23 protein-coding genes are annotated in these 24215 nt (G+C 64.0%); 10 read left to right on the forward strand and 13 right to left on the reverse strand.

The window, feature by feature from the left end; genetic code table 11:
• Positions 1-90 precede the first annotated feature (90 nt).
• The gene (locus tag QKY98_RS09370) at positions 91-981 is read left to right on the forward strand and encodes a LysR family transcriptional regulator (RefSeq protein WP_284670747.1); all 891 of its coding nucleotides are present in this window, start codon (positions 91-93) and stop codon (positions 979-981) included.
• A gap of 151 nt (positions 982-1132) precedes the next feature.
• Here the strand turns inward: QKY98_RS09370 and QKY98_RS09375 are convergent, their stop codons facing one another.
• The 4 genes from QKY98_RS09375 to QKY98_RS09390 all read right to left on the reverse strand — a co-directional run bounded on the left by QKY98_RS09375 (position 1133) and on the right by QKY98_RS09390 (position 5275).
• A complete protein-coding gene (locus QKY98_RS09375; protein WP_284670748.1) occupies positions 1133-2461 on the reverse strand; it encodes an MFS transporter in 1329 nt (442 codons plus the stop codon).
• A gap of 84 nt (positions 2462-2545) precedes the next feature.
• The gene (locus QKY98_RS09380) at positions 2546-3391 is read right to left on the reverse strand and encodes an NAD(P)-dependent oxidoreductase (protein WP_284670749.1); all 846 of its coding nucleotides are present in this window, start codon (positions 3389-3391) and stop codon (positions 2546-2548) included.
• A gap of 8 nt (positions 3392-3399) precedes the next feature.
• Complete coding sequence (locus QKY98_RS09385) at positions 3400-4401, reverse strand: transketolase family protein (protein ID WP_074582935.1); 1002 nt, start codon at positions 4399-4401, stop codon at positions 3400-3402.
• 1 nt (position 4402) lies between these two features.
• A complete protein-coding gene (locus tag QKY98_RS09390; RefSeq protein ID WP_042133616.1) occupies positions 4403-5275 on the reverse strand; it encodes a transketolase in 873 nt (290 codons plus the stop codon).
• A gap of 126 nt (positions 5276-5401) precedes the next feature.
• Between QKY98_RS09390 and QKY98_RS09395 the strand changes: the two genes are divergently transcribed.
• Entirely contained in the window at positions 5402-6307 is a 906-nt protein-coding gene (locus QKY98_RS09395; protein WP_223855447.1) for a LysR substrate-binding domain-containing protein, read from the forward strand.
• A 67-nt stretch (positions 6308-6374) separates the two neighbouring features.
• Here the strand turns inward: QKY98_RS09395 and QKY98_RS09400 are convergent, their stop codons facing one another.
• Complete coding sequence (locus QKY98_RS09400; protein ID WP_284670750.1) at positions 6375-7244, reverse strand: NAD(P)-dependent oxidoreductase; 870 nt, start codon at positions 7242-7244, stop codon at positions 6375-6377.
• Between the two features lie 15 nt (positions 7245-7259).
• The gene (locus QKY98_RS09405; RefSeq protein ID WP_027599711.1) at positions 7260-7880 is read right to left on the reverse strand and encodes an RraA family protein; all 621 of its coding nucleotides are present in this window, start codon (positions 7878-7880) and stop codon (positions 7260-7262) included.
• A 97-nt stretch (positions 7881-7977) separates the two neighbouring features.
• Between QKY98_RS09405 and QKY98_RS09410 the strand changes: the two genes are divergently transcribed.
• Positions 7978-8877, forward strand: a complete 900-nt coding sequence (locus QKY98_RS09410) for a LysR family transcriptional regulator (RefSeq protein ID WP_027602003.1) — start codon at positions 7978-7980, stop codon at positions 8875-8877.
• 81 nt (positions 8878-8958) lie between these two features.
• Here QKY98_RS09410 and QKY98_RS09415 read toward each other — a convergent pair whose 3' ends face one another.
• Positions 8959-10332, reverse strand: coding sequence for an MFS transporter (locus QKY98_RS09415; protein ID WP_144959075.1), 1374 nt, complete (start codon positions 10330-10332; stop codon positions 8959-8961).
• Positions 10333-10690: 358 nt separating this feature from the next.
• On the opposite strand from QKY98_RS09415, the gene QKY98_RS09420 reads away from it, so the two are divergent.
• Positions 10691-12706 (forward strand): peptidase U32 family protein, encoded by a 2016-nt coding sequence (locus QKY98_RS09420; protein WP_284670751.1) that lies wholly within the window; start codon positions 10691-10693, stop codon positions 12704-12706.
• 58 nt (positions 12707-12764) lie between these two features.
• Here the strand turns inward: QKY98_RS09420 and QKY98_RS09425 are convergent, their stop codons facing one another.
• Positions 12765-13469 (reverse strand): glutathione S-transferase family protein, encoded by a 705-nt coding sequence (locus QKY98_RS09425; RefSeq protein ID WP_284670752.1) that lies wholly within the window; start codon positions 13467-13469, stop codon positions 12765-12767.
• A 305-nt stretch (positions 13470-13774) separates the two neighbouring features.
• Here QKY98_RS09425 and QKY98_RS09430 point away from each other — a divergent pair, with 305 nt between their 5' ends.
• Positions 13775-14407 carry a pyridoxamine 5'-phosphate oxidase family protein gene (locus tag QKY98_RS09430; protein WP_144944646.1) on the forward strand — a complete coding sequence of 211 codons (633 nt, stop codon included), beginning with the start codon at positions 13775-13777 and terminating at the stop codon, positions 14405-14407.
• A 41-nt stretch (positions 14408-14448) separates the two neighbouring features.
• Positions 14449-15009 carry a DUF1993 domain-containing protein gene (locus tag QKY98_RS09435; protein WP_284670753.1) on the forward strand — a complete coding sequence of 187 codons (561 nt, stop codon included), beginning with the start codon at positions 14449-14451 and terminating at the stop codon, positions 15007-15009.
• 80 nt (positions 15010-15089) lie between these two features.
• Here the strand turns inward: QKY98_RS09435 and QKY98_RS09440 are convergent, their stop codons facing one another.
• On the reverse strand, positions 15090-15686 hold the full coding sequence (locus QKY98_RS09440; protein ID WP_027601998.1) for an NUDIX domain-containing protein: 597 nt from the start codon (positions 15684-15686) through the stop codon (positions 15090-15092).
• A gap of 104 nt (positions 15687-15790) precedes the next feature.
• On the opposite strand from QKY98_RS09440, the gene QKY98_RS09445 reads away from it, so the two are divergent.
• Positions 15791-16543, forward strand: a complete 753-nt coding sequence (locus QKY98_RS09445) for a DeoR/GlpR family DNA-binding transcription regulator (protein ID WP_284670754.1) — start codon at positions 15791-15793, stop codon at positions 16541-16543.
• A gap of 133 nt (positions 16544-16676) precedes the next feature.
• Positions 16677-17426 (forward strand): BPL-N domain-containing protein, encoded by a 750-nt coding sequence (locus QKY98_RS09450; protein ID WP_284670755.1) that lies wholly within the window; start codon positions 16677-16679, stop codon positions 17424-17426.
• 24 nt (positions 17427-17450) lie between these two features.
• Here the strand turns inward: QKY98_RS09450 and QKY98_RS09455 are convergent, their stop codons facing one another.
• Together QKY98_RS09455 and QKY98_RS09460 are read right to left on the reverse strand one after the other, a co-directional pair.
• Positions 17451-18062 (reverse strand): NIPSNAP family protein, encoded by a 612-nt coding sequence (locus QKY98_RS09455; protein ID WP_284670756.1) that lies wholly within the window; start codon positions 18060-18062, stop codon positions 17451-17453.
• Between the two features lie 72 nt (positions 18063-18134).
• A complete protein-coding gene (locus QKY98_RS09460; RefSeq protein ID WP_284670757.1) occupies positions 18135-19610 on the reverse strand; it encodes an MmgE/PrpD family protein in 1476 nt (491 codons plus the stop codon).
• Between the two features lie 107 nt (positions 19611-19717).
• On the opposite strand from QKY98_RS09460, the gene QKY98_RS09465 reads away from it, so the two are divergent.
• Together QKY98_RS09465 and QKY98_RS09470 are read left to right on the forward strand one after the other, a co-directional pair.
• Complete coding sequence (locus tag QKY98_RS09465) at positions 19718-20614, forward strand: LysR family transcriptional regulator (RefSeq protein WP_284670942.1); 897 nt, start codon at positions 19718-19720, stop codon at positions 20612-20614.
• A 296-nt stretch (positions 20615-20910) separates the two neighbouring features.
• Positions 20911-22569 carry a methyl-accepting chemotaxis protein gene (locus tag QKY98_RS09470; protein WP_284670758.1) on the forward strand — a complete coding sequence of 553 codons (1659 nt, stop codon included), beginning with the start codon at positions 20911-20913 and terminating at the stop codon, positions 22567-22569.
• A 122-nt stretch (positions 22570-22691) separates the two neighbouring features.
• On the opposite strand, the gene QKY98_RS09475 is transcribed toward QKY98_RS09470, so the two are convergent.
• Together QKY98_RS09475 and rlmE are read right to left on the reverse strand one after the other, a co-directional pair.
• The gene (locus QKY98_RS09475) at positions 22692-23063 is read right to left on the reverse strand and encodes a hypothetical protein (protein WP_027599722.1); all 372 of its coding nucleotides are present in this window, start codon (positions 23061-23063) and stop codon (positions 22692-22694) included.
• Between the two features lie 352 nt (positions 23064-23415).
• Positions 23416-24036, reverse strand: coding sequence for a 23S rRNA (uridine(2552)-2'-O)-methyltransferase RlmE (gene rlmE / locus QKY98_RS09480; protein ID WP_007158737.1), 621 nt, complete (start codon positions 24034-24036; stop codon positions 23416-23418).
• Positions 24037-24215: the final 179 nt, after the last annotated feature.

Below are 24215 nucleotides of genomic sequence, written 5' to 3' on the forward strand. Positions count from 1 at the left end.
TGAACACCAGATACCGATAGTTTCAGGATGTGTACGAATTATTTAAAATAGATTGATCAGAACCTAACGTTCACTTTTGAAGAACGAATCATGCGCCGGCTCAATTTTCACCACCTGCACTACTTCTGGGCCGTGGCCAAGGAAGGCAACCTCACCCGCGCCGCCGAGGCGCTGCATGTCTCCCAGTCCGCCCTCTCCACCCAGATCCGCGTGCTCGAGGATCAGCTCGGCCATCCCCTATTCATCCGCTCCGGACGCAGCCTGCGGCTGACCGAAGCCGGGCAGCTGGTGCTGGACTACGCCGAGACCATCTTCGCCTTGGGCAGCGAGTTGCAGGACACCCTGCAGAACACCCAGGAAGCCAACCAGACGCTGCGCATCGGCTCCGTGGCGACCCTTTCGCGCAACTTCCAGGAAAACCTGCTGCGCCCCTTCCTCGGTCGTGAAGACCTGGTGCTGACCCTCGAATCCGGCAGCGTGGACGAACTGCTGGAGCGCCTGGCGCTGCACAAGCTGGACGTGGTGCTGACCAACCAGGCGGTGAGCGCCGACAGCCAGCGCACCTGGCAATGCCGCCTGCTGCATCGCCAGCCGGTGTGCCTGATCGGCCCGCCGCGCCAGGACAGTCGCCCCTTCGATCTCCACCGCGACCTGCAACAGGCCCGCCTGATCGTGCCCGGTCGCAGCAGCGACGTGCGCAGCCAGTTCGACGTCTATTGCAGCGGCCAGGGGCTGACGCCCCGCATCTGCGCGGAGGTAGACGACATGGCGTTGCTGCGCCTGCTCGCCCGCGACTCCGGCGACATGGCCCTGCTGCCCGCCGTGGTGGTCCAGGACGAACTGCGCAGCGGCGCGCTGCAGCTCTACGCCGAGGTGCCCGAAATCGCCGAGCGCTTCTATGCGGTGACCCTGCAGCGACAATTTCGACTGAGCATTCTGGAGGTGTTGCTGGGGCAGCCAGAGGTGCCGGAAGCCGTCTGATGGGCAGAGGCGCTTGAATCTGCGTCAGGAGACGCGGCCTGACTCCGCCATTGCGGTGGAGTCAGGCCGCTGTGCACCGCAGAAGCGCTAGCCGCATCAAGTGTTGAAGCCCCGCGTCACTCGCTACGCCGTTGCGCGCGCAAGCGGAGCGTCAGCCCAGGGTGACGGGCCGCGGTGCCAGCACCGCCTGCCGTTTGGTATTCGCGACCGCAGGCGCCGTTTCCGGCATCCGCAGCGCACAGAGCGTGGAAATGACGCCGAGCGAACTGAACAGGAGCGCAGGCCCCATCCAGCCCACCACCGCGAACAGCCCAGTCGCGAGGAATGGCAGCAGCCCGGCGATCATGGAGGCGCCGTTGTAGCCTAGGGAAATACCCGAAGAACGCACATTGGGCGGGAACTGCTCGGTGAACCAGCTGGCTTCGACGGCAAAGATCGGATCATGGCTAAGCAGTAGGGACAGCGCCACTGCAACGATGACCATGACGAAGATCCCACTGTTGATCAGCAGGAACAGCGGTATCCCGAACGCGATGGTGAACAGGGATCCCAGGAGAAACACCGGCTTGCGCCCGATCCGATCGCTCAGGGCACCGAACAACAAATGGCTGAGCAGGCCCAGTGCCGACCCTATCATGGTGCCCCAAAGCACGTTTTCCTTGGTCGCAACGCCTGCCAGCAGGACGTAGGAGAGCATGAAGCTGGTCGCCAGGTAATAGCCGCCGGTTTCGGCAAGGCGCAGACCGATGATTTGCAGAATCTTTCTCCAGTCGTTGCGAATCACCTCGAGCGCCGGCTGTTTGACCAGCTTGTTCTCCGCCTTCATCTTTTCGAATTCCGGGGATTCGCTGACACCCATACGGATATACATGCCTACCCCGACCATCACCACCGATGCCAGGAATGGCGCTCGCCAGACCCAGTCACCTTCGAATAGCGCCCCGGAGGCCAGGAAAGCACCGTTCGCCATCAACAGGCCCAGCGGGATACCAATCTGCGGCACAGCGCCAAAGAAGCCGCGGCGATGCGGTGGCGAGTGCTCGCAGGCCATCAGGACGGCGCCACCCCACTCGGCACCGAAGCCGATTCCCTGGATCATCCTGAGCAGGATCAGCAACAGTGGCGCGACCACGCCCGCCTGTTCGTAGGTCGGCAAGGCGCCGATCAAAACCGTGGCGCCGCCCATGGCGATGAGCGACCAGAGCAGAATGGCTTTGCGTCCGATGCGGTCCCCGTAATGGCCGGCCAGATAACCACCTAAGGGGCGCATGAAGAAGCCCACCGCCATGGTGGCGAAGGCGGCGAGGATACCGACGATGGGTTCAGTCGTATGGAAGAACACGCTACCGAACCAACCGGCGGCGGCCGTCCCGTAGATGAAGAAGTCATAGCTCTCCACCGCCGAGCCAATCATGGAGGCGAAAGACACTTTTCCGGCACTGTCCCGGGCCGGCATGGCCTTGCTATCTGAAGGGTGCATGGATAACTCCGCTACCTATTGTTGTTGTAATGAGGCAGGTGTCTGCCTCTGGTGGTGAAGCCGAGAAACTATGAATTGTCGGCGCTAGCGCCAGGTCTCGATGACGCGACTGTCATCTCGCTGACCAAGCCCCGCTGCGGCTGCTGCCTGGAAACGAGCATGGGCGGTGTCGAGCAACGGTACCGCGGCCTGGCAGGCCAGGGCGGCCTCGGCGACCAGGCCACTGTCTTTCACGAAGATGTCCACCATGCTGGTCACACGGGTGTCCGTGCCCTCCAGCATGCGCGGGCCCCGATCGCTGAGCATCCAGGAGCCGCCTGCGCCCTTTTCGACCAACTCCAGCACCTGCTCCGGCTGCAGCCCAAGGGCGCGTGCCAAACTGAGCGCCTCGGCAGCCGCCACCAGGTGCACCGAGCACAGATGCTGGTTGACCACCTTGATGGCCTGGCCATCGCCGACCTGGACGCCGGCATTCTTGACCTCCCCCATCGCTTGCAAGACCGGCTCGCAACGGGCTACGGCCTCGGCCGCACCCGCGGCGAAGATCAGCAGGCTCCCAGTAAGGGCGCGGGCCACCCCGCCGGTGACCGGTGCATCCACGACCTGCACACCTTGCGCCTGAAGGCGGCTCGCCTGCTCGCGAACGGACGCCGGACCCACGGTGCTCATGACAATCCAGTGCTGGCCGGCACGCAGCCCACTGCACTGGCTGACCAGGGACGCCAACTGCGCCGGCGTCGCCACCATCACCACCACCACGTCGGCATCGATCAGCGCCTGCCACTCGGCGACCGCTTCCAGCCCTTCCGCTGCGGCCCGTTCCCGGGACGCCTCCGACAGCTCGATGCCGATCACACGGTGCCCGGCGTGCTGAATCTGTACCGCCATGGGCAAGCCGATGGCGCCCAGTCCTACGAAAGCTACGTTCATGCTGCCTCCTAACCCAACCAGCTTTGAATGCGGGCGACCATGGCGGTCGTGGAAATGCCGTAGCGATCGTGCAACGTGGGCAAGGCGCCGGCGTCGAGGAATTGATCCGGCAAGGCGATCTGCCGGAACTCCGGGTACACGCGGGCGCGCAACAACGTCAGCGCGACCGCCTCGCTCAAGCCACCTACGGTGCTGTGATTCTCGGCCACTATGACCAGCCGACCACTACGGCGGCATTGCTCGATGAGGGTGGCCTCGTCCAGCGGCTTGATGGTGGGTACATGCAACACCGCTACGTCGGCACTGCCATCCGCCATGGCTTCAGCGACTTCCAGCGCCCGCATGGTCATGATGCCGCTGGACACGATCAGCACATCGCGTCCGTCACGCAGCAACTTGGCCTTGCCCAGCTCGAACTGGTAGTCGTATTGGTCCAGGACCATCGGCACCTTGCCCCGCAGCAGGCGCATGTAGACCGGCCCCTGGTGAGCGGCGATGGCTGCGACCGCCTGGGTGGTATCCAGCGCATCGCAGGGATCGACCACGGTCAGACCAGGTATCGCGCGCATCAACGCAAGGTCGTCGGTGGCCTGGTGGCTCGGGCCATAACCGGTGGTGAGCCCTGGCAGAGCCGCGCAAATCTTGACGTTCAGATGTTCCTCGGCGATGACCTGATGGATGAAGTCATACGCCCGGCGGGTGGCGAACACCGCGTAGGTCGTGGCGAACGGCACCAGGCCTTCCTTCGCCAGACCGCCGGCCGCTGCCATCAGGAGCTGCTCCGCCATGCCCATCTGCAGGTAACGCTTGGGAAACTCCCGGGCGAAAATGTGCAGGTCGGTGTACTTGGAAAGATCCGCCGTCAGGCCGACGATGCGCTCATCCCGCGCAGCTGCCGCGATGAGCGCCTGTCCGAAGGGCGCCGCTTCAGTACGTTGTCCCTCACTGGCGATAGAGGCGATCATCGCCGAAGTGGTGAGGCGTGGCTTTTTTAGAGTATCGACACCCATGTCACTGCGCTCCCTGGTGGTAGTGGCCATCGAGCACCTCGAGCGCCTGCTGCCACTCATGGGGCTCGACTCGGATGAAGTGGTTCTTTTCCCGGGCTTCGAGAAAGTCCACGCCCTTGCCCATCAGGGTGTCGAACAGGATGACCCGAGGTTTGGGCTCGGCCAGCGCCATGGCGCTATCGAACGCCGCGAGCACGGCGGCCAGATCATTGCCGTCCACGCGCTGGACGTGCCAGCCGAAAGCCTGCCATTTGTCCACCAGCGGCTCGAATCCCAGGATGTCATTGGAATCACCATCGGCCTGCTGTCTGTTCAAGTCCACCAGGGCAATGAGGTTGCTCAACCCATGGTGCGCCGCCGACATCGCGGCCTCCCAGGTCGCCCCTTCGTCGAGTTCGCCATCGGACATTGAGTTGAATACCCACGCCGGGTTGTTCTTCAGCCGCAGTCCCAGCGCCATCCCGACGCCAATCGCCAGCCCTTGGCCAAGCGATCCACCTGAGATCTCCATGCCTGGTGTGTAGGTAGCCATTCCCGACATCGGCAGCCGACTGTCATCCGCGCCGTAGCTCTCCAGCTCACTCTCGGGAATCACCTGCGCCTCCAGCAAGGCGGCATAGAGCGCTATCGCGTAATGGCCATGGGAGAGCAGAAACCGATCCCGACCCTCCCATTCAGGATCGCTGGGGTCGAGATTCATGGCGTGGCAATAGGCGACGGCCAGGACGTCGGCCCAACCAAGGGCCTGGCCCACATAACCCTGGCCCTGGACCTCACCCATACGCAGGGCAAAACGGCGGATGCGCCAGGCGTGATAGGCCAGACGTTCGAGCGGTTCCACTGCCGGAGCGGTGGCCTCAGATCTTATTGTCATTATGAATTCCTCGATGTGCAGATCCGCTCACGACAGGTGCTTAGAATTCATCCTAAACACGGTGAGCGGCCTGAAAATCAAGCTACCATCGAGAAAACAAGACCGACAAAGGAGTTTTTAACAGCAATGGATGAATTCAACTCACGCATGAACCTGCTTAGACGTGTGCCGTTGACGACCCTCAGAGTATTCGAGGCTGCCGGTAGAACCGAGTCCTTTGCCACGGCCTCCCAGGAGCTGGGCATCACCTCCAGCGCGGTCAGTCACTCCATTCGCAAACTCGAGGAAAGCATCGACTTCACGCTGTTCGAACGCAGTACGCGCGAAGTCCGCCTCACCCCCAAGGGTCGGCTGTTGCTCGAACACGTTCAGCGCGGGCTGGGCGAGATGTACCGCGGACTTTCGCTCATTCAAGCGGATGAGCCGCCGCCGCTGCGGCTGCACACCGCGCCTAGCTTCGCGACCCAGTGGCTATTGCCGAGGCTGCCGGACTTTGTGAAGAAGTATCCTCACATCGATCTGCGCTTCTCGGCGAGTACCGACTATGCACGATTCGAGAATGACGATTTTGACCTCGACATCGTCTACGGCGAACCGCGGCAGGATTTTTGCGAACACGTGCCGCTGGCCGTCGAACACCTCACACCTCTGTGCTGCCCTGCGCTGGCCGAAGCCATCAAGGCGCCGCAGGACCTGCACCAGCACACCCTGATCCAATGCGATGTGCAGATGCTGCAATGGAAGGGCTGGTTCGAGGCCAACCACCTGCTGCCCGTTCACCACTATTCTCTACGCTTCGACCGTAGTGCCATGGCGATTGCCGCCGCGGTCAATGGCATGGGCGTGGTGCTGGAATCCACGCTGCTGGCCGAACGGGAACTGCAGGAGGGGCGCCTGGTAGCCCCCTTGCGCAGCCTGACTCACGACATCCAGTACGTCGGCCACTTTCTCGCCTACCCCAAGAGCCGGAACCGCAAAGAAGCAGCGGAAGTGTTCAAGAAATGGCTGCTGGACGAGTTGGGGGTTCGTTGATCCAGAAGGAAGGCTCGCTCAGATCGGCAAGAGCGCCGAGCAAAGAGTTTCGCTCGGCGCTGCCCCGCTACCTCACCACGCCATTGGCCTTGAACAGCCAATCGAAGGCCTGGCCAAGACTCGGCGATGCCGTGTCGATAGGCGCGCGTGCCAGCTGCGCGGATGTCCGAGCGAATACCTCCCTCACCCCAGGCAGCACCGCCACCGGCAGCTCGGCGGCCCGCAGTTGGCGTTCGGCCTCTTCCACTTCCTTGAGACGGCGCGGGGCATGCACGACATGCGTCCTGATGAGGGCGCCGAGAAAGTCTCTTAATGAGGCCTGGTCGATATCGCTCAGGGCGTCATGAAGCTTTTCCGTGACACCCTGCTTCTCGGCCGCCATGAAGCACTCGATGGTCAAGGCTTCCAGTCCCTTGGTGAACACGCTGCGCAGGATCTTCAGGGCGGCCGCATCGCCCGCGGCGCCGCCCTCGACGGGCTTGAGCGGTGCCCCGGCTTCGGCAAAGAGGACGACCGCGCGCTCCAGGCCGATACCGGCGGCCAGCAGATTGGTTTTCGCGTGCGTCAAGGCGATGGCCCCCAGGATGGCCACGTCCACATAGGGAATGGAGCGCTCGGCCGCGATGGCCGCGGCTCGTCTGATCTGCTCCGGATCCGCGGTGGTCATGTCGATGAACAGCGCACCCGTCCGCATAAGGGCGAGCGCCTGCTCGGCGACTGGCAGCGAGACAGTGCCGAATACGCAGGAGACGACGACATCGCAATCGGCTACCCCATCCTCCATCGAGGTGACGAGAGCCACGCCATGCTCTTTCGCGAAGGCCTGGGCCCTGGGTGAAGGCTTGAGGTCACACAAGAGGATTTCGTGGCCTGCCGCCGCCCAGGGGTGCGCGTAGGTAAGGCCCACTTCGCCTGCGCCGATAATCGCTAGTTTCATTTGCTTGTTCCGTAATCAGTGGGCCGCGTAGGCGCCCCGGTAGGTTCCCGCGGCAATCTGCGCGAGCATTTCCGCTTCCTTGCGCTCGGTCGCCAGGCAACGGTCGAGCAACTCCGCCGCCTGGGCCAGGGGAAAGGCGACGATGCCGTCATGGTCACCCACGACGAGGTCTCCTGGTGAAACGATCATGTCGCCAATGCTCACCGGCACGTTGATCTCCCCCGGGCCGTTCTTGTAGGGGCCACGGTGATAGCCCCCGCGAGCGAAGATGGGGAAGCTGCCCTTGCTGATCGTCGCCAGGTCGCGAATCGCCCCATCGACAACGACGCCCGCGGCACCGCGTTTTTCCGCGATAGCCGCCATGATGTCGCCCATCAAGGCGCGACTCAGGTCGCCACCGCCATCGACCACCAGCACCTGGCCAGGGACGAGGAGCTCCAGCGCCTGGTGGATCGCCCGGTTGTCGCCGGCGGGTACTTTGACGGTGAGCGCAAGGCCGGCCATGGTGCCTTCGATCCGGTGGAAGGGCCGCAGCGGAGCGCCTGGAAGCCGGTCGAGACAGTCGCTGATGATCGAGGTGGAGGTGCGGGCGAAGGCTTCGACCAGCGAGGTCGGACTGGAAGCGTTGACGTTCATAAGGGCTCCTCTTGTTGGATAACGTCGAGGATAGGCCCGTGGCCAAATAGAAAAAGCGATATTAAGGTATGGCCATTCATGCCCTGGAGGAATGCCAATGGTCACGCTACGCCAGTTGCTGGCGCTGCACTGGATCGAACGTCTGGGTACCTTCGAAAGGGCCGCCGAGCATCTCAACACCACCCAGTCAGCCATCTCGAAACGGGTGCAGGAGCTGGAGTCCTCCACCGGCCTGCAGCTGTTCGATCGCTCGCAGCGGGGTGCCCGCTTCACCGCCGAGGGCGAGGAGCTGCTGGTCATTGCGCGCGAGATGCTCGATCTGAACGAGCGCATCACCTCGCTCAAGGACGGCAAGCACGTCACCACCCGCCGTCTGCGACTGGGCGTTACCGAACTTACTGCCTGGACCTGGCTACCGCGCCTGGTCACGCGCCTGGTTGCCGACTTCCCCGGGCTTACCGTGGAGCCGGAAGTCGACATGAGTCGCAATCTGCACGAGCGGCTGATGGACGATCTGGTCGACCTCATCGTGATACCGGACACCTTCACGGCGCCCGAGGTCACCAGCGTACCCCTCGCGACCGTGGAGAATGCCTGGATGGCCGCGCCGGGACTGGTCCGGAGTTCAGGCGTGGTGGGCCTGGCCGAGCTGGCCAAGTATCCCATGCTGATGCAGGGCAAGAAGTCAGGATCGGGCCTGTTCGTAAATCGCTGGCTGCATGCACGCGGAATAGAGCTGCCCAGGATCCTCTCCTCCGACAGCCTCACCGCCATGCTCGGTCTGGCTTCGGCGGGCCTGGGCGTCACCTACCTGCCACGCGAATGTTTCCGCCCGCTGGTGGACGAAGGCAAACTCGTCATCGTCGAGACCGATCCCGAGCTGCCACCGGTTCCCTACATGGCGATGTACCGCAATGATCGGCCCTCGACCTTCGTCGCCGAGATCGCCACGCTGGCGACGCAACTCTGCGACTTCACGAAACAGTTGCAGCGTTAGCCCGCTATCGCCAGACCGTCCTGCGGCTACCAGAGCGACAGCGCAGCAGACGGCCGTGATCCTGGACCAAGGTTCCGCCCCCTAGTCAGCAGAGGCCTCGACCGGCGCGGTAGCCGGTTCGGAAATGGTCAGCACGAAGGCCAGCGCAGCCAAGGAGCAGACGCCGAGGAAGATGAACACCGCCGTCCAGCTGTAGCTATCCAGCAGGAAGCCGGTGATCAGCGGCGCCATGGCGCCCCCCGCCTGGCCCGCGCTGTTGACCACGGATGCAGCCACCGGATAGGTCGTTCTGGTCGTCAGTCCCATCGAATAGACCGAGAACGACGAGTAGCCGATATTGAGCAGAAAGCCGGTACCAAACAGCAACAGGCTGACCGCGAGCAGCCCGTTGGGTGCGTAAACCAGAGCGACCATCATCACGCAGGTCGCTACCGCGCTGATCATCATGGTCGGTTTGCGACGGCGGTCCAGGATTCGATCCGACAGCCAGCCGCCGACGATATTGCCGAGCACCCCGCCAACAAAGGGCAAGGACGCCACGAAGCCGACCTGCATCAGTTCGAAGTGCTTTACCTCGCCCAGGTACTTGGGAAGCCAGGCCAGGAGCACGTTCACCACTCCGGTCATCAGCAGGTAGCCCAATCCACAGCCCCAGATGTTCCAGGACCTGAACACGGAGCGGGACGTATCGAGGAGGGGGGTGCGCTCATAGCGCAGCGCGCGGTCGAGCCTGCCGAAATCCCGGTGCTTACGGACCGACTCGCTGTGCGCGGTCGTCTGGTCTTCGATGTGTTCGGCTTCGGCGTCACTCACCTGCTTGCAGGCTCTCGGATCATTGGGGACGAGCCACCACCACAGCAAGGCGAGCAGCACGCCTGGCAGGGCGAAGGCGATGAACATGGTGCGCCAGCCATCGAGCAGAATCAGCGCTGCCCCCAATGGCGGTGCTATCACCGCGCCCATCTTGGCGGCGGACAGGAAGGCGCCGGTAGCCGTGCCCTTTTCCCGCGGCGGAAACCAGCGGTTGATGGTGCTCAACATCGACAGGGGCAAGGCCGCTTCTGCGACGCCCAGCGCCGAGCGATAGATCTTGAGCATACCGATGCTGTGGGAGGTGCCGATCAGCAGCGTCACGAGCGACGTCAGGCCAATCGCCGCGGGGGCGACCACGCGCACGCTGACCTTACTCAGCAGAAAGCCCGCCGGTATCTGACCGAGCGAGTAGAACAGGAAGAAGGCACTGACCAGCAGACCCACCTCGGCATTGGTCGCGCCGAACTCCTTCTGGATATAGGGCAAGGCGATCCCGATATTGGCCCGATCGGCTGCGGCGAGCATGTACACGACCACGATGACCGCCAGTACCACCCAGCGATAGCGGGTCCTCGACCGCGTCTGTAACGCTGCCCGTTCCGCCACTGCCGGTGCCGGCTTTGAAGCCAGGGATTCGGTCATGAGTCCTCCGATTTTTATGTTTATTAAAGGTGACGGAGGTTTTACGACGGCCCATTAATGGAAAAAAGCGATAAAGAGGCACAGGCATTCATTCCCCTTAGGAATGAGCAGCGTCCACAGTTGGCGGGATAGCGATGCTTGAGCCCTTGGCAGCCAGCTTGCGGGTCGCGATCGCTGCACTCTATGGGCAGGAATAAGGGGCGGAAACACGGATAACTGTCGGTCAGCCGGCGGGGCTGTGAATCCTGTCCCGGTTGATGGGCTGGCCCAACCACCCAGCACCCCAGGCGTGCCCTCCTCCCCCTCGCCCGCTACAATGCGCGCCTTGCCGTGCCACGCCTGATCGAGAAGAACCGCCATGTCCCTGCCCAAGCACCATCTGGAATTGCTCAGCCCTGCCCGCGATGTCGGTATCGCCCGGGAGGCCATCCTGCATGGGGCCGATGCCGTCTACATCGGCGGGCCGAGCTTTGGTGCGCGGCACAATGCCTGCAACGAGGTCAGCGAGATCGCCGAGCTGGTGAAATTCGCCCGCCGCTACCATGCGCGGGTGTTCACCACGATCAACACCATCCTGCACGACGACGAGCTGGAGCCGGCGCGCACGCTGATCCACCAGCTGTACGACGCGGGCGTGGATGCGCTGATCGTGCAGGACCTGGGCGTGCTGGAACTGGACATTCCGCCGATCGAGCTGCATGCCAGCACCCAGACCGACATCCGCACCCTGGCGCGGGCCAAGTTTCTCGACCAGGCCGGCTTCTCCCAGCTGGTGCTGGCGCGGGAACTGAATCTGCAGGAGATCTCGGCCATCGCCGCCGAGACCGACGCGGCCATCGAATTCTTCATCCATGGCGCCCTGTGCGTGGCCTTCTCCGGCCAGTGCAACATCTCCCACGCCCAGACCGGTCGCAGCGCCAACCGCGGCGACTGCTCCCAGGCCTGCCGCCTGCCCTACACCCTGAAGGATGACCAGGGTCGGGTGGTGGCCTTCGAGAAGCACCTGCTGTCGATGAAGGACAACAACCAGAGCGCCAACCTGCGCGCCCTGGTCGAGGCCGGCGTGCGCTCCTTCAAGATCGAGGGGCGCTACAAGGACATGGGCTATGTGAAGAACATCACCGCCTACTACCGCCAGCTGCTCGACGAGATCCTGGAAGACCGCACCGACCTGGCGCGCGCGTCAAGCGGTCGCACGGCGCACTTCTTCGTGCCCGATCCGGACAAGACCTTCCACCGCGGCAGCACCGACTATTTCGTCACCGACCGCAAGGTGGACATCGGCGCCTTCGACTCGCCGACCTTTACCGGACTGCCGGTGGGTCAGGTGGAAAAGGTCGGCAAGCGCGACTTCATCGCCGTGACCGAGGAGCCGCTGTCCAACGGCGACGGCCTGAATGTGCTGGTCAAGCGCGAGGTGGTGGGCTTTCGCGCCAACGTCGCCGAGCTCAAGGGCGAATTCGAGGAGGACGGCCAGAAGCGCTATCGCTATCGCGTCGAACCCAACGAGATGCCCGAGGGGCTGTTCCGCCTGCGCCCGAATCATCCGCTGTCGCGCAACCTGGACCACAACTGGCAGCAGGCCCTGCTCAAGACCAGCGCCGAGCGCCGCATCGGCGTGCGCTGGGAGGCCGAGCTGCGCGAGCAGCGGCTACAGCTGACTGTCACCAGTGAGGAAGGCGTCAGTGTTTCGGTTGCCCTGGACGGTCCCTTCGGGGCGGCCAACAAGCCGGAGCAGGCGCTGGATGGCCTGCGTGATCTGCTGACCCAGCTGGGCACCACCGAATACCACGCCCTGGACGTGAGCCTGGACGCACCTCAGGCTTTCTTCGTGCCCAATTCGCAACTCAAGGCGCTGCGCCGCGAGGCCATCGAGCAGCTGACCGCTGCCCGAGTCGCCGCCCACCCGCGCGGCAGCCGCAAGGCCGAGAGCTGTCCCCCGCCGGTGTACCCCGAGTCGCACCTGTCGTTTCTCTACAACGTCTACAACCAGAAGGCCCGCGACTTCTATCATCGCCATGGCGTGCAACTGATCGACGCGGCCTACGAGGCCCATGAAGAGCCTGGCGAGGTGCCGGTGATGATCACCAAGCACTGCCTGCGCTTCTCCTTCAACCTCTGTCCCAAGCAGGCCAAGGGCGTCACCGGCGTGCGCACCAAGGTCGCGCCGATGCAACTGGTCCACGGCGACGAGGTGCTGACCCTGAAATTCGACTGCAAGCCCTGCGAGATGCACGTGGTGGGCAAGATGAAGGGCCACATCCTCGACCTGCCGCTGCCGGGCAGCCAGGCCGCGGCCAAGGCGCTCGCCAGCATCAGCCCGGAAGACCTGCTCAAGACCATCCGCAACAAGCCGACCGGGTACAGTCACTGAGCCCTGAGGGCATGACGTCGCTGCTGGCTAGCCAGCAGCGATCCGCCGGCCCGATTCGCTAGCGCTCGGCTGCCGCGGGTGTCTGCCGCGCCAGTCCGTTGTAGGCGTCGAGCATCCGCCCACACCAGGCCGTAATGGGGTCGTCCTGGGCCAGCAAGGGTTGGGTGCTGACGATCCGCGCCCACTGAAAGGCGCCAAAGACGATGTGATCGGCATAGGCCGGGGCTTCACCCGCCAGGTAATCCTGCAGGGCCAGGGTGCTGCGCAGGGGCTTCAGGACTTCGCGGAAGGCTTGCAACGAGGCCTCGCGCTGTCCAGCCAGGGCCTCCAGCGAGACGCCAAACGCCGCTTCGCGGGTCCGCTTGAAATAGTCTTGGTCGGCTTCATCCAGCACCGCATGGACGTCGGGCAGGATCACCCGCGCCAGCGCCGGATGCACACTGTCCGCGACCCATTGGTTGATGAAGCGCGTCGTGGCCTTGAGCGAAGCATCGCCCAGTAGCGAGGGCCGCTCGGGGTATTGGCGATCCAGGTACTCGGCGATGGCCCAGCTGTCGCTGACCCACTGCTCGCCATCCACCAGCACCGGCACCTTAGCCTGCCCGGAAGCGGCGATGGCCTCCTTCTCGTGAAAGCGCCAGGCCACGGTCTCGACCGGCAGTCCCTTGTGCGCCAGCGCCAGCCGTATGCGCCAGCAATAGGGGCTGAAGCGGCAGTTGTCGTCGGCACCGGTCAGTTCGTACAGGCGTAGCGGAAGGCTCATCAGGATGTCTTCTCTTGGTTAACCAATGGGGATTCACGGGTGACGGTCGGGTCGCGCACAGCCACCGATCAGGTCTTCTGGGACAGCGGCAAACGGCTATAAGCACCCGACCGCTTGCGCTTTCTTTGGTCCGCCATGGCGAAGGTCGCTAGCCAGGCGACGCTCGGGGGAACCTGCTCACAGACCGAGCCCCCACCTCGCCTATCGGCTACAGTTCAGCCAACCCTTTGGCTGCCGCGAACGCCAGGCGCCGGAAAACCAGCGCGCGAGAAGGCGCGCAAAGCACCTCGAACCAGGAGTCGCACATGGAGCAGGACAACCCCGAGCAGGACTACCTCAGCTCGCTGGAGGCGCTGGAAAGCCTCTACGGCGAGGTCGCGGCACCCTCGATCCTCAAGGAGATCGATCACATCCACCCCGTTTACCAGCCCTTCATCGAAGCCGCTTCCTTCGTGGTCCTGGCCTCCTCGGGGCCCCAGGGACTCGATGCCTCGCCGCGCGGCGATGCGCCGGGCTTCGTGCATGTCGAGGATGCCAGGACGCTCTACCTGCCGGACCGCCGGGGCAACAATCGCCTGGATACGCTGCGCAATGTCCTCCAGGATCCCCGGGTGGCGCTGCTGTTCCTGATCCCCGGTATCGGCGAAACCCTGCGCATCAACGGCACCGCCCGGATAGCGGTCGATCCGGCCTTGCTGGCCCGCTTCGAGGTCAAGGGTCAGCGCCCGCGGACCGTACTGGAAGTCACGGTCACCAGCGTCTACTTTCAGTGCAGCCGCGCGGTGATCCGGGCCGGCCTGTGGGATCCCTCCAGGCACCTGGCGCGCAGCGCGCTGCCATCTCCCGGCACCATCCTCAAGCAGCTCTGCCCGACGCAGGTGGACGGCGACGCCTACGACCAGGCCTTGCCGCAGCGGATCGCCAGCACGCTCTACTAGGGCTGCCCGGCTCTGCCTCCAGCCCCCATAAAGGACTCGCCATGACCTTCACCGATATCCTCGTTCCCACCTATACGAATCTGCTCGGCGCCCTGTCGGCCTGGCTCGGCAAGGCCGAGACCCAACGGCCGGACGGTGCCGCCGAGGCCCTGCTGGTCGCCCGCCTGGCGCCCGACATGTTCCCGCTCGCCACCCAGATCCGCTTCGCCTGCGTCCAGGCCCAGGAAGGGATGTTGCGACTGCACGACCAGGCCTTTCCGCCCGAACTGACGGACCTGCTCAACGAAGGCCGCAACGCCGCCGAACAACCGGGCACCCTCGCCCAGGCGCAGGCCCGCATCCGCGAAACCCTGGACCAGGTACAGGCCATCGCCGGCGAAGGGTCGCCCATCAAGGAGGGCGCGCCGGTCGCTCACGAACTGCCCCAGGGCCTGGTGTTCGACTTCACCGCCGAACAGTACGTCCGCGACTGGGCGCTGCCGCAGTTCTACTTTCACGTGATGACCGCCTACGCCATCCTCCGGGCGCAAGGCGTGGAGCTGGGCAAGGCCGACTACGTCGCCCATGTACTGCCCTTCCTGAGGCCCGGCGCGTCCTCCTAGTTGCCAGGCGGTCAGCGCCCGGAGCCGAGTCTCCCGGATCCGAGAGGGGCTGCCAGAGCCCTGGTCGTCAGCCTTGGCGATCAGCTGACCGCCGGGTGTGGCATGAGCTTCAGGGCCGCGTACTGCAGCAGCATGATGGTCTTGCCGTCACGAATGGTCCCGGCATCGATCATCGCCAGCGCCTCGTCCAGGTCGACCTCGAGCACGGCGATGTCCTCACCTTCCGCGACATTGCCACCCCCGGCCGACTTGCGATCGCCCGGGGCGTACTCGCCGACGAAGAAATGCAGCCGCTCGGTCACCGAGCCGGGGCTCATGAAGGCATCGAACACCTGCCGCACCTCCCGCACCTGAAAGCCCGTCTCCTCCTCGACCTCGGCACGGATGCGCACCTCGGGCTCGGCCGCGTCCAGCAGGCCGGCGGGCGCTTCGATCAGCAGGTCGTCGTGCCCGTTCACGAAGGCCGGATAACGCAGCTGGCGCGTCAGCACCACAGTGCGCCGCCGGGGATCGTAGAGCAGGATGGTCGCGCCATTGCCGCGATCGTAGGTCTCTCGCGATTGCCGCTGCCAGGTGCCGTCACTGCGCAGGAAGGCGAAGGTGGTCTTCTTCAGGACGAACCAGTCGTCAGACAACACCTCGACCTCTTCGACACGAATACGCGGGGCGATGCTCATGGGCGATCCTCTGGGTTGGCGAACGGTGTTTACCGCTCTGGGGCTGCGCGTTAGAATTCGTGCAGTTTCGTGCAACGTCAAGAATTTTCGTGCAGGAGTCTCCGATGCTGACCCGTGAACGCAGGGCGCTTATCCAGCGGGTGCTGCGCCAGGAAGGCCGACTGGTGGCCAAGACCTTCAGCCAGCAGCTGGGGGTATCGGAAGACACCATTCGCCGCGATCTGCGGGAACTGGCGGCGGAAGGTGTGCTGCAACGCGTGCATGGCGGCGCCTTGCCGGCGTCGGCTGCCGTCGCGGACTACGCCAGGCGTGAAGAGACGTCCACGGCCAGCAAGGTGGCGCTCGGCCAGGCGGGCATCCGCCTGATCCAACCGGGACAGATCGTCTTTATCGATGGCGGCACGACCAATGTCCAACTGGTCCGCCACCTACCCAAGGAGCTTGAGATCACCGTAGTAACCCATAGCCCGAATATCGCGGTGGAACTGGTCGAGCATCCGCTGATCGAGGTCGAGCTCATGGGTGGCCGCCTGTTCAAGCATTCCATCGTGACCCTGGGCGCGGCCTGTGCGGAGGCCATCGCCCGGGTGCGGGTCGACAGCTACTTCATGGGCGTGACCGGGCTGCATCCCGAGACGGGCGCCACCACCGGCAATGCCGAGGAAGCCGCGATCAAGCGCATCATCAGCCGCCAGGCGGCGGAGACCTTTGTGCTGGCGACGCGGGAAAAACTCGGCGCGGCCTCTCCCTACGGCATCATCCCGCTGGCCGATGTCAGCACCCTGGTAACGGACGCGGCGCCTGACGACGAGGCGCTCGGGGCGCTGCGTTCGGCGCTTTCCGTGATCCACGCCTGACGCCCCTACCGCCCTGGCACGCCCTTCGCCTGATAAGCTGACCCGCAGTTGCGTGTTTCGGTCCTTGAATGGATGGGGCCAAAGCCTGATGCCGCTTGCCAATCCTAGAGCCCCCTGCAAAAGAGTCCCGCGGATGACGCTTTCAACTGGAGTAAGACGCGCCGCGCTGGCGCTCCTCTGTCTGGCCGGTCCCTTGCCACTGGCCCAGGCTGCCCAGGCGCCCACCGTGGCGGTGGCCGTCTACCGCGGCCCTGCGGGATGCGACGACTGCTCCGAAACGGTCCGGACGGCCATCGAACGGCTGGACCCGCGCTATCGCGTTGACTTCGTCGGCCCGGCGGAACGCATCGATATCACGCCCGCCAACCTGCGCCGCTACAGCCTCTATGTACAGCCGGGCGGCGGCCAGGACATTCCCGCCGCCCTGGCCAGCCTTGGCGATGCGCGCAGCGCCGCGCTGCGTGACTACGTCGCTCAGGGCGGACGCTATCTGGGACTGTGCATGGGCGCCTACCTAGCCGATGCCGGAAATCTCAGACTCATACCCGACGATCTGGACTCGGAGGTGGGACGCCCCGGCTTTCCCGTGACCACCATCGACGACGCCGCGGTCGCCGTACGCTGGGCAGGCCATGACGACCACGTTTTCTACCAGGATGGGCCCTATCTACCGTCCAGTCATGCGCCTGGCGTTCGGGTGCTGGCGACCTATGCCAACGGGGACATCGCCGCGGCCCGCTATCCCTTCGGCCGTGGCGTGGTGGCCCTGAGCGGACCGCATCCCGAGGCCGATGCGAGCTGGTTCGAACAGGCGGGTATCCCACCGGAAGAAAGACCTCGGAGCGCCCTGTTCCGCAACCTCATCGACGCAACCCTGCGCTGAGACCGGCCACGTCGCGGTTCGTGGTCAACGCAGAGGCGAATGCTCACTGGCCAGGGCGATCATGGACGTCGCCTGCTCGATCTGCTCGGGAGCGCCCTTGGGCGGCCACAACCCTGCGGCATAGTGCTCAGCGCGCAAATCGAAGCGCTGCTGAATGGATTCGAAGCCCCAGATGTGGGTGATACGCGGTGGTCCATCGAGGGCGATCATGTTGATCACCAGATGTTCGGTGTAAGCCTTTGCCGGCTCCAGCGCAGCCCGCCACGCGGTGAGCGTGGGGGGCAGGCCACCGGGTTTCAGCCAGTAGGTGCGGAACTCGTAGAGACCGCCATAGACGCGGGGTTCGATGTCCGGCAGGAAGTCGAACCCCTGGTAGCTCTCCTGCTGCAGGGACCGCACCAGGCCAGTGCCGTTGAAGGGATTGGCGCTCCGGTGACAGCGCTGGCGCTCTGCCGCCAACTCCTCGCACGAAGTGAAGCTCCGCAGGATCAGGACAGCACCGAGTTCCCCGATTTCGGAATGCCACAGACCGAGGACACGCCCGACATCTGCGCCCGCCATCCAGCTCGTGGCGGCAGCCAAGATCTCGGACAGCTTCAGTAGTGGGCCGGTCAGCTTGGTCAGCTCATAGCGCATGGCGATTCCTCCTCGTACGAATCACGGGTTCGAGCTGGCGTGGCTTTCGCGGCGCAACCTAGCGCCGCTCCCTTAGGCGGGACTGCGCCTGGCGGCTCGGGCGATCTGGCCCGCATCCGCCAGTTGCTCCACCTGCCAACAGGCTTTCAGGAGCGACAGGGTTTGCTGCCTGGGCAGGATGCCTTCGGCCAGATCACTGAACTTGGCTTCCAATTGCTCATTGGTCATGGGCACTTCCACGCTGCCGATGGCGTGCTGGATGTACTGGTGCACCTGACGACCGTCGGTCAATACGACGGTCATGTCCACCTGCTGCGGCTTGATCTCAGGATCGACCGTGGCTATCACCTTGCCTCGCAGAGCGACCACAGCGGGATCCTGAACCGCCTGATCACTGTATTGCCGTTCTCCTGCGGCGCCCTGGATCAGCGCGATGGCCACCGAATGGTAGATGCTGAACTTGCCTTCCAGACCTGTCGTGGGCGTCTTCTTGCCAGTCAGCTCCAGCACCAGGGGATGGACCCGCAGGCGTACCTCGGCGATCTGCTCGGGCTTGAGCTGGTATCTGTTGCGGAGCTGGATGGCCGCATCCAGCGCCGGATGGATGACGATGCCGCAGGCGAAGGGTTTATAGGTGTTGAGCGCTGCTTCGTAGCGAGTCCCCAGCCCTTCGGTGATCTCTGTGAAATCCTGCTTGGTGCTGATGGTATGGGCCCAGCCGCGCTTGGCTTCGAGCATGCCCTGGGAACTGGTGAAATCCTGCGCCGCCAGCAAGGCGGCGAAGAGGCCGTTGCTGGCGGCCCGACCGGGATTGAAACTCTTGTTCATGGAGCCAAAGGATTCCCGCAGGCCTACCGGCTGAGAGGCGGCCAGACCCAGCGCCCAGACCATCTGCTGCTCATTGAGCCCCAACAGCTTGCCGGCCGCCGCCGCCGCGCCGAATACCCCCGCCGTGCCGGTGATATGCCAACCCACATCGTAATGATCGGGATAGACCGCATTGCCGATGCGGCACTCGGTTTCCACACCGAGGATCAGGGCATTCAGAAAATCCGCTCCCTTCACCGGCCGGTATTCGGCCAGCGCCAGGATGGCCGACACCACCGGCCCGGCGGGATGGATGATGGTTTTCAGATGAGTGTCGTCGTAGTCGAAGATATGACTCGCCACGCCATTGAGAAAGGCGGCATTCATGATGTCGAGTCGCTCGGTCCGGCCGAGCAGGCTGGCCTGTTCGGGCCCGGCGAATGGCTGGAGTGCGCGCAGGGCGCGAACGACCGTTTCATGTTGGGAGCCACCCACGGCGACGCCCACCCAGTTGAGCAACGTGCGCACCCCCTCCTTGCGTACGTTCGCCGGCAGGTCTTCATAGCGAGCCTTGACCAGATAGGCCGCAAGGATGCGAGTGGTGTCCTTGCCTTCCGCCACCACCGATGCCGAGGTGGCGGCCGGGGCAGCATCGGCGGCCAGGGCAAGGCGGGGCGCGGCGGCGGCCGCCGAGGCGACGGCGCTGATTTTGAGCAAGCTGCGACGGTTCAAAGGAATCATGCAAGGCTCCGATGTTGTGATTGCTGGGCGTTGCGCGCTCTCACAGCATGAGCGAGTCGCCCGCTAAACTTAACTGCATTTATCAAATGGACCCATGCATGAAAAACATGAATGTGGAGATGGGAGATCTACGCGCCTTTGTCGCCGTGGTAGAGCTGGGCAGCTTCGCGGCGGCTGCGCGGGAGCTCCATCTCTCCCAGCCTGCACTGTCCCGACGCATCATCAAGCTGGAGACCAGCCTGGGCGTGCGCCTCCTCAACCGAACCACGCGGCGTATCGAACTCAGCGCGCCTGGCCGCGCCTTTCTCGGTCGCGCTCGGCAGGTGCTCAATGATTTCGATGAGTCGCTGCTGGACGTAACCGATGCGGCGAACCGTTTGACCGGCGAGGTCACCCTGGCTTGCGTCCCCACGGCCGTCAATCAGCTCATGCCCCAGGTCCTTGATCGATATCAACAGCTATACCCGGGCATCCTGGTCCGGCTTCTGGACGAAGGCGCCAGCGATGTACTGACCCGAGTGACGCGTGGCGAGGCGGATTTCGGCATCAACTACCTGGGTGCCCAGGAAGGCAATCTGGTGTTCGAACCTCTGCATGAGGATGACTTCGTGCTGGTCTGCCAGAGCACTCATCCCTTGGCTGCGCGCGCTGCAGTGCACTGGGCGGAGCTCAAGGGTCACAGGTATATCTCGGTCAACAAGGCCAGTGGCAACCGTATGCTGCTTGATCTGGCCCTCGCCAAGATCCCCAACCTGCCCAAACCGGTTCTGGAAGCGCGACACGTTAGAACCGTGATCGATCTGGTAGCTGCCGGACTGGGGGTAGCCACGGTACCGCGTCTGGCCATTCCCGGCAGCGCGCTCGACACCTGCCTGGTCGCCGTGCCCCTGGTTGAACCCTCGATCACCAGATCACTGGGTATCGTCACCCGGCATGGCCAGTTGCTTAGCCCGGCCGCCCAGCGTTTGCGCGAGCTGCTCAAACAGCAGGTGGCTGCAATCTAGCGCTCCGTCTTGCTGCGCAATGCAGAGCGGTTGATCACGACGAAGCGAGACTGGAAGCCGATCCAGGGTCTGGAGACGTCCAACCGGCTTGATCGACCAGCGCGAAAACCTATTGCAACAACGTTTATTGGCAAAACTTCAGGAAAATTCGGCGAATTGGCTGTCAATTGTAAACACGGCAAAGGGCCACCATAAACTTCCAGATATTCGATCCGAAAGCCTAACTATTGACGTCACTATCCCGTCGTCGTTTGTGACTGGTGTCGTTCACTGGTCCTTTCAGCAGGAGCTTTCAGATGTTCAAGAATTTCCGGATTGGCACCCGCCTTATCGTGTCCTTTATCGCCGTGGCGTCCATCAGCCTGGTCGTGGGGTTGGCAGGTCTGAGCAACAGCAGCCAGATCAACGATCTGGCAACTCAGCTCTATCAGAACGAGTTGCTCGGGCTGTCCTATATCAAGGAGGCCAATCTGAACCTGGTCTTTATCGGCCGCGCGCGCAGCAACTACCTGCTGGCAACCTCCGAAGAGGATCGCAATCGGGCCAAGGCGGAGGTCAAGCTGGGCCTGGCCAACGTGCGGGACAATCTCGCCAAGGCCCGCCCCCTGTTCAGCAGCGAGGCGTCGGCCGCCAATTTCCGGCAGATCGACGAGTTGCTCGGCAGCTACACCTCTCAACTGGACCAGGCCATGGCGATCGCGGGCAAGCGGACGCTGCGGGACGCCGATCCCGAGCTGGACAACCAGCTGGTCAGTGTCCGCCGTTATGGCGACCAAGTGGGCGTGCTGATGACCGAACTGTCCAAGCGCAAGGAGCAGAACGCCAGCGACGCCAACGACCTCACCGACCAGATCTATGCCCGCAGCCGGGTCATGCTGATCGGCATCATCGCGGGGGGCGTGGCCTTTGGCATCCTGCTGGGCTTCCTCATGAGCCGCAGCATCACCCGGCCCCTGCGCGCCGCGGTCGAGATCGCCGATCGCCTGGCCGCTGGCGACCTCACCCAGCGCATCGACGCCGAGGGCCGTGACGAGACCGCCGCCCTGCTCCGCGCCATGGACGGCATGAACCAGCGCCTGTCGCAGATCATCAGCGATGTCCGCAGTGCCTCCGATGGGCTGGCTAGCGCGTCGGAAGAGATCTCTGCTACTGCCCAGAGCATCAGTCAGGCCAGCACCGAGCAGGCCGCCTCGGTCGAGGAGACCAGTGCCAGCGTCGAGCAGATGTCGGCCTCCATCGCCCAGAACACCGAGAACGCCAAGGTCACCGATGGCATGGCCGCCAAGGCCAATCGCGAGGCCAACGAAGGCGGCCAGGCCGTCAGGGACACCCTGGTGGCGATGAAGACCATCGCGGCCAAGATCAGCATCATCGACGACATCGCCTACCAGACCAACCTGCTGGCCCTCAACGCCGCCATCGAGGCGGCCCGTGCCGGCGAGCATGGCAAGGGCTTCGCCGTGGTGGCGTCCGAGGTGCGCAAGCTGGCGGAGCGCAGCCAGGTCGCCGCCCAGGAGATCAGCAACGTCGCCCAGGGCAGCGTGGCCCTGGCCGAGCGCGCCGGCTCACTGCTGGACGAGATGGTGCCCTCCATCAGCAAGACCTCCGACCTGGTGCAGGAGATCACTGCCGCTTCGGAAGAACAGACCTCCGGCGTCGAGCAGATCAACAGCGCCATGCTGCAGTTGAGCCAGGTCACCCAGCAGAACGCCTCGGCCTCCGAGGAACTGGCCGCCACCGCCGAAGAGATGAGCAGCCAGGCCGAATTGCTCCAGCAACTGATGGAGTTCTTCACCTTGAACAGCACCCTGACTGGCCAAGACCTGTCGCGCCCCGCTACCAAGCGCTCGGGACTGGGGCTGCCCAAGCGGGCGGCCGCTCTCGTCGACAACTCGCGGCATGCCAGCCAAGGCGGCATCCCCGTCGGCTATGCCCGTTTCGAAGAGCCGGCCTGAGACCGGTCCGGCAATACGGTCCCCTTCGGCAGAGGTGCTCACCCCAGGGTGAGCACCTCTGCCTGCAAGACACCGGATGGACGCTGGTCAGGATCCCTGGCCAGGCTGTCTGCTGGAAAGCCTCAGCGGCCCACGCCGAGAAAGGCTTTGAGCTCGAGCACGATAGCCGTGACCTCTTCCTTATCGGTGAAGCCGATCCGCGGCCAGTCATAGCGACTGTCACGCTCGGTGGGGTGGCCGCTGGCGACTTTCAACTGCCTGAAGAAGTGTCGGGTTTCGACGACCCCTCGGCCTGCGCGCCTGGCATGGGATTCGATCTCGAAGGCGATCTCGCCCAGATTGCCCTCGGCCAGACCCGCCACGGGCCGATACAGGAAGATCTGACCTCGCTCGGCCTTCACGCATCTGAAACCATGCCCGCTTTCCATCTCGTACAAGGCGCCATAGATGTCCGTCAGCAATCTTCTGGCCGTCTCGAACACATAGGTATTCATCTCTTCCGCCCCCAGTTTTCGGCACGAGATCACCGCAACAACTGCTTGAGCGCAGATGAATAGGAAACCCTAGCAGCCGCCCAGGAATTAACTCCTGCCGGAAACATCCCTTCACAGTTGCGAGATAGCGCTGAAGAGCAACGCCAGTTCGCCTTGGCCCTGATTACGGGATTCTCAGCGTCTCCTGAGCAAGGGAGCGGCTTTTCGAAAGACGCGTCGATGTGCTGCAGCAGCTCCAGGATCCGGCGCACACACTCGGCGGGTAGTGGCAGGTATTAATGACGAAACAGCACGGCGGAAGATCATCTCGGCGGGCCATCTGGCAGGCCCGCGCTGGCGGCAAGGGCCAGAGCTAGCCCTTGAAACCCTTGCCCACCAGATAGACCTCGCGCGAGCGGGGACGCGAGGCTTCGGGCTTGCGGATCGACACCTTCTCGAAGGAGGTGCGTACGTCTTTCAGAAAGACATCGGAGCCTTCGCCTTGGAACACCTTGACCACGTAGTTGCCACCGGGCTTGAGCACCTGGCGCACCATGTCGAGGGTCAGCTCCACCAGGTACATGGCGGCGGCCTGGTCGGCGGCCGCGACCCCGCTGATGTTGGGCGCGATGTCGGAGACGATCAGATCGGGCTGGCGGCCATCGAGCACGCCGAGGATCTTCTGGAAGACGGCATCGTCGGTGAAGTCGCCCTGGACGAAGTCGACGTTGTCGAGGGCTCCCATCGGCAGGATGTCGGTGGCCACCACGCGGCCCTTGTCGCCAACGATGCCGCCGGCCACCTGCGACCAGCCACCGGGCGCTGAGCCCAGGTCCATGACCAGCATGCCCGGACGGATCAGCTTGTCCTTCTCGTTGAGCTCGATCAGCTTGTAGCTGGAGCGCGAGCGCAGGCCGTCTTTCTGAGCGCGTTTGACGTAGGGATCGTTGACGTGTTCATCCAGCCAGCGACGGCTGCTTTTGGATCTTTTCATGTTGGAGCTACCACGGGAAAGCGGGTGAGGAGCGGACGCGCGCCAGGTCGGGCCGGCCGCAAAGTGGCGGCGATTATAAGCCGATAACGCCCGGGGACGAATCGGGGATCGCCCGAGCGACCGCCAGGCCGCCCAGTGGAGCGCCCATCGTCCCGGCCTGACAGCGCTGGAGCCGCCGG

It is taken from the genome of Pseudomonas sp. HR1 (assembly GCF_030175875.1).
Classification (GTDB): domain Bacteria; phylum Pseudomonadota; class Gammaproteobacteria; order Pseudomonadales; family Pseudomonadaceae; genus Chryseomonas; species Chryseomonas oryzihabitans.